Annotated in this window: 8 protein-coding genes; all 8 read right to left on the reverse strand. The window is 40.3% G+C overall.

Going from position 1 to position 19878, the window contains the following annotated elements; translation table 11 throughout:
- Window positions 1-40: 40 nt before the first annotated feature.
- The 8 genes from HT679_RS02935 to adcA all read right to left on the reverse strand — a co-directional run bounded on the left by HT679_RS02935 (window position 41) and on the right by adcA (window position 19877).
- Window positions 41-2062, reverse strand: coding sequence for a YSIRK-type signal peptide-containing protein (locus HT679_RS02935; RefSeq protein ID WP_345890089.1), 2022 nt, complete (start codon window positions 2060-2062; stop codon window positions 41-43).
- 705 nt (window positions 2063-2767) lie between these two features.
- On the reverse strand, window positions 2768-3715 hold the full coding sequence (locus tag HT679_RS02940) for an Rpn family recombination-promoting nuclease/putative transposase (RefSeq protein ID WP_173212875.1): 948 nt from the start codon (window positions 3713-3715) through the stop codon (window positions 2768-2770).
- Window positions 3716-3815: 100 nt separating this feature from the next.
- On the reverse strand, window positions 3816-5504 hold the full coding sequence (locus HT679_RS02945) for an alpha-L-fucosidase (RefSeq protein ID WP_173212877.1): 1689 nt from the start codon (window positions 5502-5504) through the stop codon (window positions 3816-3818).
- A gap of 1 nt (window position 5505) precedes the next feature.
- Window positions 5506-9294: a sugar-binding domain-containing protein gene (locus HT679_RS02950; RefSeq protein WP_173212879.1), complete on the reverse strand. Its 3789-nt coding sequence runs from the start codon at window positions 9292-9294 to the stop codon at window positions 5506-5508.
- Window positions 9295-9519: 225 nt separating this feature from the next.
- On the reverse strand, window positions 9520-14427 hold the full coding sequence (locus HT679_RS02955) for a ZmpA/ZmpB/ZmpC family metallo-endopeptidase (protein ID WP_173212881.1): 4908 nt from the start codon (window positions 14425-14427) through the stop codon (window positions 9520-9522).
- A gap of 202 nt (window positions 14428-14629) precedes the next feature.
- Complete coding sequence (locus HT679_RS02960) at window positions 14630-15514, reverse strand: SPFH domain-containing protein (protein WP_050252682.1); 885 nt, start codon at window positions 15512-15514, stop codon at window positions 14630-14632.
- Between the two features lie 144 nt (window positions 15515-15658).
- Window positions 15659-16810, reverse strand: coding sequence for an iron-containing alcohol dehydrogenase (locus tag HT679_RS02965; protein WP_173212883.1), 1152 nt, complete (start codon window positions 16808-16810; stop codon window positions 15659-15661).
- A 1561-nt stretch (window positions 16811-18371) separates the two neighbouring features.
- Complete coding sequence (gene adcA / locus HT679_RS02970) at window positions 18372-19877, reverse strand: zinc ABC transporter substrate-binding lipoprotein AdcA (RefSeq protein WP_061438593.1); 1506 nt, start codon at window positions 19875-19877, stop codon at window positions 18372-18374.
- Window position 19878: the final 1 nt, after the last annotated feature.

Consider the following 19878-nt stretch of genomic DNA (forward strand, 5'->3'; position numbering starts at 1 on the left):
TTTTAATGCTTGCAATACGGTCTGCTTGATTTTCTACAGCTTAACCTTTTTTATCAGCCAGACGAGCATCGATGTTATTTTTAGAGTATTCAATCTTAATCTTATCTTTGATTTTATTAAATTCTGCTTCACTCACATCTGACGCGTCATCCACTGCTACTTTATCAGCTTCTGCTGGTGTTTGAATGTCATACTTTTGAGTTTGTGGTTTCAATACAACTTCAAATGCTCCTGGGTCTGTTTGGAACGAATTACCTCGAGCAGTATTTTTAATTATTGCATTATCTAAGTCAGCCGCTGTTGCATATCGCTTACCTAACACTAAACCTTTAGTTCTGGCTGTTTCTAATTGTTTATTTGTTAGCTTACCTCCAGGCATTCCTGAATAACTAATAATTGCCGGTGAATCTTCTGTTGCTGTTGTTTCAGCATCAATAAAGTTCGCAGTGTATCCCCACTCAACATCTACTTTATTTTCTTCACCTTCTACTTTATTAAATGCATTATTCCCGCCTTGAACTACTGCAGCACTCTTGATCTTACCTGAGTCATCTTTGAATTTAATATCAAATGAATTTTCTTCTCCTCCATAAACATAAACCTGCTTTGTTGCAGCATCAGAGAATGGAATTTCGACTGTTGGTGCGTTATTGGTACGTGCCACATCAGAAATTGAAGCTGTGTCTGTTGAATCATCGTTATAGGTTACAGTGATAGTTTGTCCATTTACGTCAATACTTTTCACTACAGAAGCTTGATTATCTAAATCTTGACCTTTTTTAGATTCAAATCTAGCATCTTGGCTTGTTTTAGAATATCCAATTTTGATTTGGTCTTTAATTTTCTGAATATCAGTTTCCGTTAAGTTGTTAATATCTGAAACAGCAATTTTATTCGCATTGTTTTCTGGTTGTTGGATGTTGTATTTATATGTTTGAGGTTTAACGACAACATAAAGAGCGCCTGGTTTGTCATCTCTTTCATCTATCGCTCTTAAACCATTCCCTGCTTTATCTGTCGCCTTAACATAACGCCAACCTAGATTTAATCCTGTAGTTCTAGCATCTTCTAATTGTTTTTGATTTAATGTACCACCAGGAAGACCTGTATAATGAATAACAGCTGGATTAGACTCACTCGCTGGAGTTTCTGTTGAAAAGACATTTGCTTTATAACCAAATTCCACGTCAAGTATATCTGTTTCACCTGAAACAGCAGTAAATGGCTGATTACCTCCTCGTACAATAGTGGCATTTGCAACAACTCCAGAATTATCTTTGATTTTTATATCAAACCCTTCTGATTCTCCACCATATACATATACATTCCTACCCTCGGAATATGGTATTTCTGCCACTGGACCTTCCGTATCAGTCGCTTCTGTTCTAAACGGATTATCTTTACTAATCTCTTTCTCATTACGTGGGTCGTTTGAACCTGTGTTTTCGATTGCGTTAGATTCTGATTTTTTCTCAGTGTTTTCGGCTTTTTTACCTACAGTTGGTTGTCCGTTAGTAGTGTCTACTTTCGGAGCGTCTTTTGAATCTTTTGCTTTGTTTTTTAACCCTGAACTAACAAACGTCACTAGTTTCTGATAAGCCTTTGTCAATTCATCTTGACTAGTTGCAGAAGCGAGTGTAGACTCAGCAGAAGCCAATTCACCATTCAAAAGAGCAAGGCTCTCCTCTGTTTTATTAGCATACTTACCTGCAGAAAGTTTTGATTTAACTTCTGAAATGTAGTTTTCAAGTTGCTTTTTGTCCAAAGCTGGAGTTGTTACTTCTGCTGCAGCTGGTTTTGTTGGTTCTTCTACAACTGGTTGTGCTGCTGGAACGCTTTCTGCTGGAGTTGATGGGGCATCAAGGGCTGGCGCTAGAGCTTCTACATCTGGTGTATCTTGTTTACTTAGCTCATTAGCTGATACAGCTCCATTTCCCAAGAACATGAACAGGGCAGCAACTGCTACGCTGGCTGCTCCAAAACTATATTTACGGATTGAGTAACGTGTGACCTTTTCACGGTGCAAGCGTTCAACACGACTCATAGGCGATTTCTTCTCCACTTATTGTGTTCTCCTTAAAAATATTTTTTTATCTCCATATCTACATGCAAAGATTCCTCGCCATGGACGAGGTTTTGCATATGATACTTTACTTCTTCATTGTACATGATAAGTGATATATATGCAAACTAAATGCTCATCAAATTTACTAAAAAAAAAAAACATTTTCAGACAATTTTCACAATTTGTTCGTTTTTATAACCAAAATTATGAATTTTTTAACTTTAAAATCAGGAAAATATTTTGGTTTTCTGCATGTTATTATATTGTGTTAAAACCTGAAATTCGGAAATGAATTTGGATAAAATCTTTTTATTTTGAAAAGCAGATAACTTTGATACCTAAAAGGAACTATTCTACTATTTTTAAACAAAACATTCGTAAAATAAATATACAAAAATTTTTAGGTTTTTAGCTTTTTTTCTTCCAAAAAAGAGAACCTATCAGTTAAATGCCCAGATTCTCTAATAGCTTTCTAGCAGAGCCCAACAGAACCAGACCCTATCTCTCATATGCACTATTCTCTTAAAATTCAAAGGCAAAATACGCCAGAGTCGCCTCACCGTAGAAATATGACTGACTTCCACATCCTAATTACGACCTAAAAGTGTTAGCATTCTCTGGCTGGTCTGCCTGTTGCAACTAACAACTAAAGCTAAAATAAAACATGCTACCTCATTTTGGCAACATGTCATCTGTTCCTATTTACAGCAATGCCTCAAACTCAGCGACGGTTATCCCCAATTGCTGACTGGCTACCTCAGAAGTCAGAAGACCTTGACGGACTAAATTTAGTAGCATGGACAAACTTCCCTCAACTTTCCCGCGCTCTAAACCTTGTTCAATACCTTCTGCTCGACCACGTTCAAGACCACGTTCCAACCCCAGTTCAATACCTTCCGCCCTAGCTGTTTCCAAGGCATAGTCATGCGCTAGTAAAGCTTGTTCTTCTCGCATACGTAGTTGACTAAACATTTTTCTGTCCTCCTCGGACCAGCTCTTGTAGTCCAGCAGTTGGTCTGCCTGGCTGATGGCTCGCTCGGGTTCCTGAGTAAAGGGTTTATTCCCGAAAAACTCCAACCAGGGCTTGCGAACCTCATCTTTGCTGGTTTCTCTGTATTTTTTTAATTCCAAGAATGCCATCTTGACTAGATGGTTTTCCTGTCCGTTATTTGTGATAGTTAAGACCTCACCTGTCGTATCCTCTCGCATACTAAAGCTATGAAAAGCTAAGTCATCTGAAAAGTAATTGCTGTCCACGATTGCGATAGCGTATACTGGTGCGATGTGTTTATAGCTCTGGTGAGTATCACCTTCGCGTTGGCGAATTTTTTCAAGGTTTTGATTGACCTGACTGCACAGGTAAGCCCATAAACGATTAATGAAAAAATTCTGATGATGTACTTGTATTTCAATAATTACTTGCGTTCCATTATCCAACTCCGCCAAGACATCTATACTAGTGTAAAAATCCTGAGCTGAGTAAGGTAGGGAAGGCAAGACATGAATATTACTTCCCTCCAAAATGGTCACATTTTTTGCTGGTAAATCCAGCATATCGCGAATAAATTGACAAGTGATTTCTGGGTTACTAAAAATCTTCTTAGCAACCAAGTCGTTGGTTGGGCTAATGCCCGGATGTCTTAGAATCATCCTTTTCCTCCTTTTATTATACCACAGTTTTAAATCTAGGTTTGCTAGATTTACTGCTACTATCTATTTATTCGGAAAAGAAATGAATTATAAAGATATTTTATCTCGTTTCAACTAAAATATGAGCTTGATCCATCAGTTGTCCATCAACAGTCAGATTTAGATAAAAATCTAAAGTCTTATCAGCAGCAAAATACAGGGTTGGTATGCTCAAGTCTTTTTTGCTTTCCCCTGCTTGGAATTGAAGGACTTGAATCTCATCCTGATAGGCGACACCATGGACACCTGTCCCCGGTTGAATCGAAATCTTAGCCTCCAAAGGAGTGTCACTTTCGCTACGTTCAACCCTAAAATGAAGAGTCTCTCCCTTTGCTACAGCTAGACTTTTTTCTACAAATGCTAGTCCCTGAACAACTTCTTTTTGTGATAAGCTAGGAGTTTTATAGAGGGAAATCTTGGTCAATACAGGCATAGATTGTGCCTCGGTAATTATCACGCGCACCTTCTGTGCCTCTACTAGCGGACCTCGCAAGAGACGCTTATGACCAACGGTAAAGCCCATGCCAAATTCTTGCCAGACACCATCCACCTCTACTTGCACATGAAAAGCAGCGATTCGTTGCCCCAGCTTCAAATCTTCTCTTAACTCAAGCACATCGAAAGTTTTAGGCGCCCCTAAGTCTAGTTCTAGCTGGATGGGCAAGTCTGCAGCGCTTGCCCAAGAGCTAGTTTCAAGGCCGTCTGTCAAATGGCGACAAGCAAAGTCTGCGGAAAGAGCAGGACCAGATACCTCAGCTCCCAGAGCCAAATCTTCTTTATAGAGCTCATTGCGATAGGCCGCAAATTCATAGAGGCGTTCAATATCCTTTGCATCAAATAGCCCAGCTTGATTCGGCGGAATATTAAGCAAGAGTGGAGTTCCCCGACCCACCGAGTGAAAGTAGATTTCGATCAACTCCTCAAGTGACTTAGGATCCTGCTCTTCATGGTAAAACCAACCCGGCCGGATGGAAACATCTGCCTCACCGATTGAAAAAATAGTGCCTGAAGAATCTCCATGCTGAAGATAATCCAGCTCTGCTTCTGTTCCTAGTTTGTCAGGATTCACCTTTTGCCACAGTGGATCACCTGCATACCCTCGTTCATTGCCAATCCAGCGGATACTAGTGCCTTCTGTTGAAAAAATTAAGCAATCTCCCTGCAGTTCACGAATGGTTTCAAACCATTTTTCAAATTCATAATTGACCTTTTGAGCGCCCTCTCCTCTGGCACCATCCATCCAGACCTCAGCAAATTTCCCTCCATTTCCATAGACAGGATTTGATAAAATCTCCTTCAGCTGTGCCAGATAATAGGCATTATAGTCCGCTTCTCGGTCCACATGATAGAGGGGACTATGGGCATCCCAGGGTGATAGGTAGACCCCCATATCCATATCAAACTCTGTGGCAGCTTGGGATACTTCAAGGAGCAAGTCCCCCTCTCCATTCCTCCAAGGACTGGCCTTGACCGAATAATCTGTGTGAGCTGTCGGATAGAGGACAAAGCCGTCGTGGTGCTTGACCACCAAAATCAACTTTTTAAAGCCCATTTCCTTGAGCACACGAACCCACTCACGCGCATCTAACCTTGTCGGGTTAAAGCGTTCAGGATTCTCCTGACCTGTCCCCCATTCCTGGTCATAAAAGGTATTGGGTCCAAAATGGATAAAGGCTGCTAGTTCATCCTCTAAATAAGCTAGCTGGGCCTGACTAGGCAAGGGGCCATGCGGTTTTATTTCTCTTACCATATTACTTCCTATCTACATTTTTCTTTACTTTTTTGGCATGTACTTGCAATTCTGTTAACGCTAGGGGACTGGTCAAGCCTTCAAATCGAAGACGAAGGGCATAGGATTCCACCTTGTCAAATTCAAAACGAAGCCCTTCAGCCTTGTCGCTTGAAACTTTTCGGATAGCTGATACAGGGTGCCAATTCTCCTCTTGTTTGAGCAGAGAATCCTTATCCAAATGGTTGGGGGTCCGAGGCAGGGCAGGCTCATTCCCTACATAATAATCAATAAAAGTAGGCTCCATCGCCACGTATTCTTGATTCTCAACATAATACAAGGTCACATTATCCACAAATCGCGGTTTTAAAATCCCTGCATCTCCAAAAAGAATGCCCACGCTAGCTTGCTCTGACTTGGCAATCCAAGTATTGGCTGTCGATTTCTTCCGAGCAATGACCTTGTCATTGAGGTAAGAGGCTGGGTGATTCGGCTCTGAGTGAGAAGCAAAGACCAGAGGCAGGTTAGACCCTGTCCACTGATTGGAAATAACTTCCCCATCTACACTGGCACCTGTCACATGAATGGTGACTGTTGCTGGCAACTCACAGCCCGCTACCTGCCCTGTGAGCATACATTTTCCTACCTGAGCATAGACTTGAGGATCGAGTTCATCCCAAGTCACCTTGGCCGTATCTCGTCTGCCATCTGATAAGACTAGCTTAACTCGATCTGGTAAGTGTGGAGCTTCCTTGATAAGTGTCCAAACCCTTTCAGGCTCAATAGCGCAAATCCCTTGGACACAAACCTGAGCAGAAGCCTTTAAATCCAGCCCTTCCAGCTGGCCAGATACCGTAAACTCATGAAATCTTGCCAAATCTTCTTCAGGAATCTCCTCCCAAACAACCTTGACTCGTTTTGCACCGCCTGACTCATAGTCTACCAAGACTGAAGATGGTAGCTGTGGATAAGTCCCCTTATCTGTATACAAGCGAAGTGGTCGCACAGAAACTGCCTGCTCTAGTGAGGTATTTTCTGCAACCTGCAAATGAGTTTGATAGGTTTTCCCTTGATAAAAGGCGCGAATAGCCAAGTCTCCTGCAGACAAGCAATGAAGCACTCCCTGCTTGATAATAGCGTGGGCACTACCACTCGTCTCCCAAATCACTTCACTATTCCCCACCTTGTTCACAGGGTTATCCACAGTTTGTGGATAAAGTCCAATGGCTAGGGAATCCCCTTCTTGCAATCCTGCCTGCTTGTCCACTCGAATCTCAAATAAGCTCTGATTTTTCACTGGCTGACAATCAAAAGCCTCCCCCACTAAGAGATCAAAACTTGCTGGCTCTAACCCTCTAGCACTGGCTTTTACTCTCACTTGGCCTACCTGTTCCAAGCTCTGAACTAAGAGGACACCTCTGCCATGAAAGGCTTTCCGCTTAAAACGACCATTTTTCTGAGCCTGATAACGTTCACGACTGGCCTGCCTGCCATTATCCACACCCACAATGCGAGCAGGACCTTCAATTTCAAAATGAAGCTGATTGGAAGCAGTCGGCACCCAATTTCCAGCTTGGTCCAATACATCAAAATAAAGATAGAGGAGATCTTGCCCATCTGGCTCCAGTTGTGTTTTCTCGGCATGTAACCCGATTTTTGCTGGCTTACCTGTAGTCACCACCCTATCTTCTGCCACAAGCTGACCTTGACAGTCATAGGCCACAGCACGCAATTCTCCCGGTTGATAAGCCAAAGGCCATTCAAGATAGAGTTGATCAGAACCTTGTCCCTCTTGGTATGTTCTACCGTCTGAAGTCCATTTTTCCTGAAAGGTTTTCCTGCCTTGAGATTTTCCATTGAGAAATAGCTCTACTGAACCAGCATTTGAATACACTCGAACAGGGATATCCCCATACTTATCCACAACTTGTTGATAACTCTTGTGAATTTCCCAATTCCAGTGGGGCAGGATATGAACCATGGGATGCTGATTTACGTCCACCCACTGACTTTGATAGAGATAATAATCATTTTTAGGAATCCCTGCTGTGTCCACAAGCCCAAAATAGGAACTCTTTACAGGCGTGTCATTTTGATTGTGCCAAGGAGTCGGCTCACCGATATAGTCCACTCCTGTCCAGATAAACTGACCCGCATAGTCTAGCCGATTTCTATCTGCTATCCAAGAAGCCGTCGCTGTCTTCCCCCAAGGAACTCGATCATTGCCATAGTCCGACTGTTCAAAATTCCGCACGCGACGATTATCCCCAACCCATTCCTTAGCTGGGCGAAAATAGCTGTCACGCGTCCTTGTAGCTGATGAAGTTTCAGACCCGTAAAGTCGCCACTTGGGATGTCTTTTACGAATCACGTCAATATTATCTTCCGAGTAATTTAAGCCCACCACATCCAGCAAATTGGCTATCTTTTCATGACCTCCAGAACCATCGCCAAAGCGGAATTGATCCATTCCCATGGTCACAAAACGGCTATCATCCACTTCCTTGACCCTTTCTAGCAAGCGTTTGATCGTCTTCAATGAATAAGCATCTCCATTTGCTTCACTAACTTCATTTCCTAAGGACCACATAAAAATCGCTGGATTGTTCTTGCCACGCTCAATCATGGTGCGCAAATCGTAATCTGACCAGAAATCGCCTGCCTTCGCTTCTGGATGAGTCGCTTCTTTCTCAAAAAAGCGACCATAGTCATATTCTTTCTTGCCTCCATACCAGGTATCAAAGGCTTCTTCTTGGATGAGTAAGCCCATTCTGGCAGCCACATCCAGCAAAATGCTACTGGCTGGATTATGTGTGATTCGAATAGCATTGACGCCCATTTCCTTCATCTGGCGCAAGCGTCTCTCGGCAGCTGACCTGTTTTCCACAGCTCCCAGCGCTCCGTAGTCATGGTGCAGACAAACCCCATGAATCTTCAACCAGCGACCATTTAGAAAGAATCCCTTATTCGCTTGCCAATCCATATAGCGGTAACCAAAGGTCTCCTCTTCTTCATCAACCAAAATGCCATTTTTATAAAGGCGAGTCTTCAACTGATAGAGATGAGGATGGTCAATATCCCAAAGCAAAGGTTGGAAAATTGATATGGCTTGTTGGAAAGAATATTTGTCCCCAGACTCAATCACTAGAGAGTCTGTCGCCTGCCAGTCTGACAGCTGTTGTCCATCATACCAGATACTCTGTTCTAAATATACCGACACAGACTGAGGCCCATCATTTGAAACTTTACTTTCAAGCTGAGTTTCCACCCATCCATCTCTTTGCTCCTTGAGCTTGGGACTTTCTATCTTAATCCCATATAAATCCAGATGCACCAAATCTCTAATCAATAATTTTACTTCTCGGTAAACACCACTGCCCGAATACCAACGACTGCTAGGTTGCTTATTTTCCACAAAAACCGCAAGCTGGTTGGCTGTCCCATCGTTTCTTAGATAAGAGGTGATATCATAAGAAAAGGGTGTATAGCCATTGGGATAATAGCCCAGCACTTGCCCGTTAATATAGACTTGGGCATTCATGTAAACCCCGTCAAACAACAAACGCACCGATACAAGACTGGCATCTTCTTCCAAGTAAAACTGCGTCCGGTACCAAGCCTGACCCCCGTTTAACTGACCACCCTCATTTTGCGCTGGCGAATACTGGTCAAAATCATTGTAAATACTCCAGTCATGTGGCACTTGAATGGTCTGCCAATTTTCCCTCTGAAAATCCGGTGCCAAGGCTTCTTCTTTCCCCACCTCTTGGCTAAAAAACCAGTGATTTCGTAAAACTTCTTCTCTTCTCATACAAGCATTCCTCTTTAAACGACTCGATTTACTTGACTATAGCACAAAACAAAAGCGCTTTCAAGACTTCCTCTATCACTCCCTAAATACTCAGAAAAGATTCTATAATTTGTGGAAAAGTCTGAAAATCACTCCATATTCAAGCAAACTAATAAAGTCAAACCTTACAAGAGCGCAAAAAAACACCTCTCTGAATGTTCATTCCAGAGAGATGTCCCTTTTGTCTTAACTATTGTAAATCGATTGTCTAAAGTCATCTGAATCTTTGAGATAAGCTTTATAAATCGCTTTTTTCAGTTTTTGAACGGGTGTTTCGATAAATTTAAACTTTTTAGCCGTTGTGTTTCCTGCTTTTATCTGGGCTAGTTCAGCTAAAACAGCTTTATTCATAAGCTCTTGTAATTTTTCTTTACTATCAATCACTTCTTCTTTTCCGTTGTAATTTATAGTAATTGGTTTTAACTTACCTAATTTCTCAACACGCTCAGTTATTTGCTCTTTTTTGAAAGCTGCGTAAGATTTTCCTAAAATGTTATCGAAAATATATTTATCAGATAGCGGTTTGCCTTCTTCTTCAGCTTGGTTTTTGTATTGATTTGACACATAAGGAACAAATCCTTCATAATAGCCCAAAGCTCCCATAAGTTCAAAAGCTTGTTTTCTAAAGGTGATATCCCCACTCATACCAGAGTCATTTTGACTAACACCATAAATGGTATCAAACATATCCACTAAATAATACCCATTAGCTTTTACATCACCTGTTGCATAAAATCCATTTATGATATAACGATTAACTAAAATATTATTGTCAATCAGACTATTGATATCCGATAGATCTCTCGCTTCATCTAGTGTAATTTCTGAGATTTTTTCACTGTTATGCGTAGCTTTAACCGCTTGGTTTGTATATGTTACGGGTGTTCTAGTCCCAGTTGAATTTATCGGAGTTATTTTCTTGAAGTATTTCGTCTTGTCTTCTGCTGAAAGTTGCTTTGTTGCTTCTGCCTCTAAATAATCTAAACTATATAACACATCAAAACTTCCATGCATATAAGATTTCAAATCTGCAGCTGTTTTGAATCTATCTGGTGTTTTGTTGTAGAAACCATTTTTATTAGTTTCATCATAAACAAAGTTTAAGTTGAAATATGTATCTGTCTCTGGTGTATAAGAGTTCTCGAAGATTCCTCGGGCATAAAACTCTGCCGCTGTACCATCTCGACGACCATGATTATTAAACAGTACTGTTCTGTCTAATAAATGCGTCATTTCGTGAGAGTAAGTCGCTGAACCTCTATCATCAAGAACTCTATCTATAAAGTAACGGACACCCACTCCATTGGCTTCTGCACCTACATTTTGCGATGGTGAATACAATCCTAGAGGTGTCATAAAGTCTTTAACCCCTTTATCCGCTGTTGATCCTGATTCTTTAGACCATGTTGTCGCTATTCCAGCAGACGTATTCGTCGTATATTTTTTCATCGTATCGACAATCACTCTATTTGTAATCAGTTTCGGACGATTTTCTTCTTTTGTAATTCGATATAGAGTATCGATATAATCAGCCTGTCTTGTCGCAGTTAATTCTATCAATTCTTTAACCTTATTAAGCTCTTCGGTATACTTAGCTTTATTGGTTTTCTCTAAAGAAGTATCCATATACGTTCCGATGTTTCCGTAGGTTACCGTCGCTATGTTAGTTATAGCATACACGCTTGGCTCTTTGATATTTACCAACCCTAATAATGTAGCTACATTTTGTTGTCTTCTACTTTCTATTTGACGATTTTCAGCTCCATATTTCTCAGGAGGGGTAGTTAATTTTGTATATAAGTCTACTTTTTCATCAGGTTTTTCTTTCGAAGCTTTTTCAACTACGATAGCTTTAGTCGCTTTCTTCAACCACGTATCGCCATCCATATTAGTGAATGTAGTTCTATTGTAATCTAGGAAATCTAATAGCGTTGGTTTATCTGTGATTTTTCCGAAGTATTTCTCAAATGTTTTTGGACTATTGGTTAATCTTAATTCATCATAACTCATAGACCCAAGGTGTGTTAACCAATCTAAAGCAGTAACCTCTTTCTTACCAAATGAGCTTGGATTATAAGCTAGAATATCACGGATATTGGTATCTCCAAAATCAATATTATAAAAACGATTGATATAGGATAACCCTAGTAATATTTTCTCTTTATTAGCTTCAATATCACCTTTTACTTTTTCTCTATTTTGTTGATTGTCACCTAAAATACTCAAGGTATGCGCCGCAACTTTTTTCAAACTAGCTTCTAAATCGGTTTTAGTCGCATCGAGTGTTTCTTTAATCGATAATTTTTCAAGATATTCTTTTCGTAGAATTTCTTTTACTTCTTCATCAGTTATCGCCGGATTAGTTTTTTTCAACTCACTGCGTTTTTTATAAAAATCACGCTCTATTTCTAAAGCAGGCGGAGTTAGTTGCGCTTTAAAGTTTTCATCTGTTAAGAAGTCTACAGACTTCATTTCTCTACTAGCTTCCATCACATCCACTGCATTTTCTAACTCGCTATTTTCTGGAAATAGATGTGGTTTGTCTTCTTTAGTACCAACCAAGATTACTTTTTGGCGCATAGCTTTAGTTACTTCAGTTTTCTCAGTTGGATTTGTTAATTCTCCTGTCTCCGGATTAACTTCATAAGTTTTAGTGACGGTTGTTTCCCCTTGCTCGCCTTCACTTTGAACCTCTTCTTTTCCTTTCGGAAGTTCAGGATCATCTTTTCTTTCCTCAGTAATATCAATAGGTGACACGATCTTTTCCACATTTCCAACTTTTACTACTTTGCCTTTAGCTGGAATATTTTCAGTTGTAGTTTCTTCTGAGATAGCTCCTGTTTCTTGATTTACTGTGTATTTTGTAGTTGATACTGTACGCCCTTTTTCACCTGGTGTTTCTACTTGTTGCACATTGTAACTTAAATCTGACGATGCTTTATAAATTGTCTTAAAAGGAATTTCTTGTGATTGAACTGTTGGTTTTGTTCCTACTGCCGTTATTTTCGCTTGCATTGCTTTGGCTACTTTTGTTGAAACTTCTGGATCAGTTAATTCTCCTGTCGTCGAATTTACTTTATAAACACTTATAGTCGTTGTTTCTTCATCTTGACCTTGTTCTCTAACTACTTTAACCCCTTTATCAAGTGACTCATCCGCGATAAACTGTTCACGTCTTTTGGTTGTTGATCTTGTTTCTTCTACATTTCCAACCTTAACAACTCTATCTACTGGATGTTTTTCTATTTTTGTTGAAGTGTTTTCTACTATTTTCCCAGTACTTTCATCAAAACTGTAAGAAGTAGTTGTCACTTCCTTACCGTTTTCGCCTGCTACTTCTACTTGTTGCTCTTTGTAATTTAAAGCTGGTGAAGCTTTATATGTTGTTTTATAGTCCAGTACTTTTTCTTTCGTTACTGAACTTGGGACAGTTGGTTGCTCTTGGGGAGCTAAGGGTTCAGGCTGAACAGCTGATTCTGGTTCGTTTCCTTGACTTGGCTTGACCTCTGGAGATGGAGGTGTTTGTTCTGCTTGTTTTTGGGTTTCTTGTGGGGCAGACTCACCAACATCTTTTACCCCCTCAACTGGATTCTCCAGCTGGTTCTCCTCACCCTTTTGTTCCGCAGGAGATTGATCTTCTTCGCCTCCTGATTCCACGGCTGGGCTTGCTGGTTCAGAATCTTTGGTCTCAGCAGTTTCTTTAGATGGTTGCTTAGACTCAGTACCTTGTGGGGCATGAGTTTGATTTTCCTCACCCCCTGATTCCACGGCTGAGCTTGCTGGATCTGGTTGTTTCGGCTCGGCTTCAGGTTTGTCAGGTGTTTGTTTCTCTCCTGGTGTTGCTTCTGTACCCGGCGTTTCTTCTGCTCCTGGTCTTGGTTGTCCTATTCCATCAGCTGGTTTTTTCTCTGTTTCATTCTCTACTATTGGAGTTTTTTCAGGTTGAACTGGTCTACTTTCCTCAGATTTGGGTTCAACTTCTTCCTTAGTCCCAACTGCAATCACCTTGTTCACCGGTTCTTTTGTGATTATATTTTCTATAACTTTGCTAGATTTTTCCCCATTAACGATAGTGACTTCCGTATAGATGGTGCGTTCACCAACAACACCTTCTTGAACAACTTTAGTTTGCCCTTTAGCTAAGGTTGCATCTTCTTGTTCTATCGTTTGGAAAGCAACCTCCTCTGTAGTGACTAGCAATTCTGGTTTCTCTACTGTGGCATTTAACACACCTTCCTCAGGACTTGTTTTATAATCACTATTATCTTCTGCTTTCGGTTGTTCTACTTGGGGATTTCCTGCAACTTCTTCCTTAGTCCCTATGGGCACAATTTCATCAGGAGCTTGTTTGCTTACAGGAACTTCAACAATTTTCTCAACTGCGTAGGATGGTTGAGGAGATTGCACAAGGTCTTCAGTCGAGCTAAAATGCGATGCAGTCTGTGGTACAATCTTCTTAGATTGAGGTTCTGCACTTTCCTCCTTTTGAGATAATGCTGGCAACTCTACCTTATCAACAGAAAGTTCCTTGTTACCACTATCTCTTACCAAATAATATCCCGTAAATTCATATCCTTGGACTCTTTCAGGGCTTGGTAGAAACTGACCTTCTACTCTCTTAACAAGGACTGGTTGCAATTCTACCAGATTTTCTAAAGCAGAGATGGATGCTCCCCAACCACCAACAGCAAAGACGCTCACAAGGAAGTAAGACGCTCCCTTTTTTCTCCTGATTAAAGTGAAGGAAAGCAATAATAATCCTGCTCCCATGATAAACATCCCATCATTAGAAAATAGACCTGTTTCTGGTAATCTTGTAGCCAATTTTCGATAGATAAAGTAGTATTCTTTTCCCTCTTTTACCTCAATTTTATTTTCTTCAAACCATTGCAACTCAGATTTCAGCTTTTCAGATAAATCCTGCTCATCCAAATAATGACTTGAAATTAGTGCTGAACTCGTTTCTGCAGCCTGTACGGGTTGAGCCCCCATACCAGCAAAAAATAAACTCGTTCCTAGCAAGACTGAACAAGCTCCTATTGCATATTTCCTCAAAGAAAAACGCTGCTTTCTCTCAAATTGAAATTCTTTCATCCCATCTCCCATCATTCATTATTACTGTATATTTAGTATATCAGAAATAGTCTGTATTCACAAATCTTTCTAGTTATTCCCTTATCATTCCAAGTTAAGGGCAACAATATACAATAATTTTTAGTTAAATGTATATCAATGTTCTTTGCTTTTCTTAACAAATGCAATACAAAAAGAACCTGTTGCCAAGCTCTTTAGTCTATTATTTCTTCTCAGCACGGAGGGCTGACAAGATTTGTGTACGGATATCATCTACACCATTTGGAGTATTTGGTAAAAAGATGGTTTGATTTCCTTTTGCAGCAAAGGTGTTCAAGGTATCCAAATACTGGTTGGTCAAGAGGATTGACATGATTTGTTCTTCTGTCATACCAACATTGGCTTCCTTGAGTTCTGTGATAGACTCTGCCAATCCATCCACAATCGCCTTACGTTGTTGGGCAATTCCCACACCATGAAGGCGATCCTTTTCTGCTTCGGCTTCAGCTGCAGTGACGATTTTAATCTTGTCTGCTTCCGCCAATTCTTGTGCTGCGACCCGCTTGCGTTGCGCCGCATTGATTTCATTCATGGATTGCTTAACTTCTGCATCAGGTTCGACCTTGGTAATCAAGGTTTTCACAATAATATAGCCGTAAGTGGTCATTTCTTCTGCTACTTGGTGTTGAACTTCAAGGGCAATCTCATCTTTTTTCTCAAACAATTCATCCAAGGTTAATTTTGGAACAGAAGAGCGAAGGGCGTCTTCGATATAAGATTTAATCTGAGATTCTGGACGCATGAGTTTATAGTAGGCATCTGTCACGCTCTGCTCATTGACACGGTACTGAGTCGCCACATTCATCATAACGAACACATTGTCCTTGGTCTTAGTCTCAACCACAATATCGCTTTGCAACAAGCGCAACTGAATGCGTGCTGCAATCGAGTCAATCCCAAAAGGCAAGCGAATGTGAATACCGCTATTGGCAACCTTTTGGTATTTCCCAAAGCGTTCAATAATCGCCACCGACTGCTGACGAACCACATAAACCGTACTCAGTGTGACTATCACCAATAGGAGCACACAAACAATCAGAAAAATCATGAAAAATATTGCCATGATGGAACCTCCACAAGTATTTTTCTAGTATTATAGCACATTTAAAGAAGGCTGTACCGTTTTTACTGCGATTTTTCCTGAAATGTCAATAATTAGAGGTGAATTGTCACATTGTCGTCAAATCTCTTGCTAAAACAACTCTTTATAAAAAGCAATCGTTTCTTCTAAGGTTGGCATAAATGGATTTCCTGGTGCGCAGGCATCAATCAAGGCGTTCTTAGAAAGGTATTCAAAGTCGAAATCTTTTTCTTCAATACCAAGTTCAGTCAATTTCTTAGGAATACCTACTGTCTCAGAAAGCTTCTCAATCTCAGCAATTGCATAATCGGCACATTCTTGATCTGATTTACCTTCTACATGAAGGCCCAAGGCTTTAGCAACATTGCGAAAAGCTTCTGGTACACGTTTAGCATTTTCACGTTCTATAACTGGTAGTAGCATGGCACAGCACACGCCATGAGGCAAGTTATATACTGCGCCGAGTTGGTGAGCCATTGAGTGAACATACCCCAGACCTGCATTGTTAAAACTCATACCACCAAGGAAGATGGCATTGACCATACCTTCACGCGCTTCAATATCGTGTCCATTTGCTACAGCGCGAGGAAGGTATTCCTTGATAAGTTCAATAGCACCAATAGACAGTTTCTTGGTCACATCATAAGCACCAGGTGTTACCAAAGCTTCAACTGCGTGGGTCAGAGCATCCATACCTGTCGCTGCAGTCAAAGCTTGAGGTTTTGAAATCATCAATTCAGGGTCATTGATAGAGATAAGAGCAAGGCTATTCTTGTCAACCATTACCATCTTAACCTTGCGTTCTTCATCGGTAATCACATAGTTAATGGTAATTTCTGCTGATGTACCTGCAGTAGTATTGATAGCTACAACAGGAAGGCCTTTTTTAGCAGACTTATGAAGCCCTTCATAATCCTGTGGTTTTCCACCATTTGTAGCCATGATAGAGATACAACTAGCTGCATCCTGTGGAGACCCCCCACCAAGACTGATGATAAAATCACATCCATGTTCTTCCAAAGCAGCTACCCCATCTGTGACATTCTTACAAGTAGGGTTTGGCTCCACATCGCTAAAGATGACATATTCGATTCCTTCTGTATCCAGTGGTTTTAAAACCTTAGGTAAAATGTCACTTCCTTCGATGAACTTATCTGTCACCAAAAGTGCCTTTTTATAGCCAAGTTCCTTGATATAAGGACCCACTTCATTTACAACACCTTTACCAATAAGGTTGACTGCCGGAACATAAAATGTAGCCATATAATTTTCCTCCTGCGCCTTCGCGCTATCTATTTAACATCATTATATTACTTTTTGTATTCGTTTTCAATTATTTGTGAATTATTTAACAAATCTTTTTAAAAGGAGTGGATTTTGACTATTATTTATGAGATCCTTTTCCATCAGCAAACAAAACAAGTAGAACAGATTTTGAAATTATAATATACGAGGGCTTGCGAAAACCCTCTGTCTTCGCCCCTCAATTTAATAAAGGAAGTGTTACATATGCCAGAAACTTTACTTACAGTATTTCTAGCTTCGTTGCTTATCAACGTACTATATGAGCTTTTAAAGCCGTGGACAAAGAAACGAAACAAGTAATGGGTAATCCTTTAAGAGAGTAACAAAAAACATCATTACAGTGAACCGCACTCCAATAGTTCAAGCATTAAGCAATGTTGATGATCTGAATGTAGTGTGGTATAATATTTTTGTCATCGGTTACCGATTACGTTCCTATGGGTTCGTGAGAGGAGGTGAAACTAATGAGCCTTATCATAGAGCTCGCTCTTACTATTATAGCGGATGTTATAGCTGGAATTATCTTGTATTTCGTCTGCAGATGGCTAGATAGTAAGTAGTAGACCGAGTGACTAGCCTATCAACACCCGTTAAATCGCTAAGATACGTCAAAAAAGCCCTTAACTATGGCAGTAGTTAGGGGCTTTGGTGTTCTAATGAACCTTATCAATTAACTATATTCTAGCATATAAGTCCTAATATTTCAAGCATTAAGCAATGTTGATGATATAAATTTAATGTGATATACTATTTTTGTCATCGGTTACCGATTACGTTCCTTACGGTTCGTGAGAGGAGGTGAAACTAATGAACCTTGCCCCAGAGCTCGTTCTTACTATTGTAGCGGACGTCATAGCAGGAATTATCTTGTATTTCGTCTGCAAATGGCTAGATGGTAAGAAGTAGACCGAATGACTAGCCTGTAAACACCCGTTAAATCGCTAAGATACGTCAAAAAATCCCTTAACTACTGCAATAGTTAAGGGATTTGGTGTTCTAATGAACCTTGCCTATCGATTTTATTCTAACATACAGGTCCAGATATTTCAAGAGTTTTATTTATTATTTAAAATTCCTTAGTTCTGAAAGGTATTTGATTTTTCATCAATTCATTTAAAAATACTATACAAATTTCTTACATTTTCCATAAGTGTGATATAATGGACTCAATAAGATAACTTGTGAAGGATAAACGCTGGGTCCCAGAATGGGGTAGACTGAAAGGTTGAGCATTCCTATGTGCCTGGGGTTATCTTTTTATTTTGATTTTTTAAGGCTCTCTACAAAGTTTAGAGGGTCTTTTTCTATTCCTGTAGAATATACCAAAACACCCCTTAACTATGGCAGTAGTTAGGGGGTAGTATTCTAATGAACCTTATCCGATAAAATTATTCTAACATACAGATCCAGATATTTCAAGAGTTTTATTTATTTTTTAAAGTTCTGGAAAGGTCTATAATAAAATTAGCCATCTAGTATCAAAAAACCGACTAGCTCCTATGAACTAGTCGGTTTCTCATCAATGCGCCAACATTTCTTGGGCGATTTCTTGTCCAGATAGATTATCTGGGTAATAGGTTGGCCAGTTGTCCATTTCTTCAAATAGAGCTTCTTGGCTTGTGCCTCCAAAGAAGATATGGAAATGTTCTGCCTTAACTGGGGCAATATTGTGGTCACTAAACTGAACATATTTGAATTGTCCAGCATCCGCATCTGTCGCTTCAAAAAGGAAGCGCACGCCACGATTGCCTTTCTTGTAAGTCAAGATTTTTTTACCGACATACTTGTAAGTATATTTCTTACTTTGTCCACCTTGAACAAATTCCATAGTATTATCAGTAATGTTAATCTTAGTGACATCTGTCTGATAGCCTTTGGTATAGTAAGTCTTGTACTCAGCCTGGGTCATCTTACCAGTCAACTTAGCCTTGTAGTCAAAGACTTGGTCAAAAGTTCCATCTTCAAGGAAAGGATAAACTGATTGCCAGTTACCTGCATAGTCACTCAAGGTGCGGTCTTTGACGTCTGCATCCTCAAAGTAACCGTTTTGAACTGTCTTGGTATCCTCTGCCTTTTCAGGTTCGATAGCTGGACCTTCTTGGTCTGTTGTTTGTTTCAAAGCTTTGAGGTTTTTCTCCATGATAGAGATGTAATTTTCTCCCGCCTTGGTATCCTCTTCTGTCAGACTTTCTAAAGGATTGAGGACATCTGTTTTGACACCTGCCTCTTTTGAAAGTGTGTTAGCAAGGGCTTGTGAAGCATTCTCTTCAAAGTAGATATAGGCGATTTTATTTTTCTTGACGTACTCTGTCAATTCTGCCAGACGAGCAGCTGATGGTTCTGCATCTGGAGAGAGGCCTGAGATTGCGACTTGTTTGAGTCCATAGTCCAAAGCAAGATAGTTAAAGGCTGCGTGCTGAGTCACAAAGCTCTTTTGTTTAGCTTGAGACAAGCCTTCTGCGTAAGCCTTATCCAAGGCTTGTAATTTTTCGATATAGGCAGCCGCGTTCTTTTCAAAGGTTTCTTTTTTATCAGGATAATCTGCTGACAAGCTATCACGGATGTGCTCTACAAGTTTAATGGCACGAACTGGTGATAACCAAACATGGGGGTCAAACTCATGGTGATGGCCTTCTTCTCCATGGTCATGGTCTCCCTCTTCTTCCTCACCACCTGGCAAAAGCAACATATCGCCTGTCGCCTTGATGGTTTTGACCTTTTTCTTATCCAAGGTATCTAGCAATTTAGGAACCCAAGTTTCCATGTTTTCATTTTCATAAACGAAGGTGTCTGCGTCTTGGATTTTGGCAACTGCCTTGGCAGACGGTTCGTATTCATGAGGTTCTGTACCAGCACCGATGAGGAGTTCTACATTAGCAGTATCTCCTGCGACTTGCTTGGTAAATTCATAGACAGGGTAAAAGGTTGTCACGATATTGAGTTTGCCATCTGCCTGTTTTTGATTGGAACAAGCCACTAAAAACAAGGCACATAGACTGGCGAACAATAAGCTAATTTTTTTCATC

The sequence above is a fragment of the Streptococcus sp. 4886 genome (assembly GCF_013276485.1).
Classification (GTDB): domain Bacteria; phylum Bacillota; class Bacilli; order Lactobacillales; family Streptococcaceae; genus Streptococcus.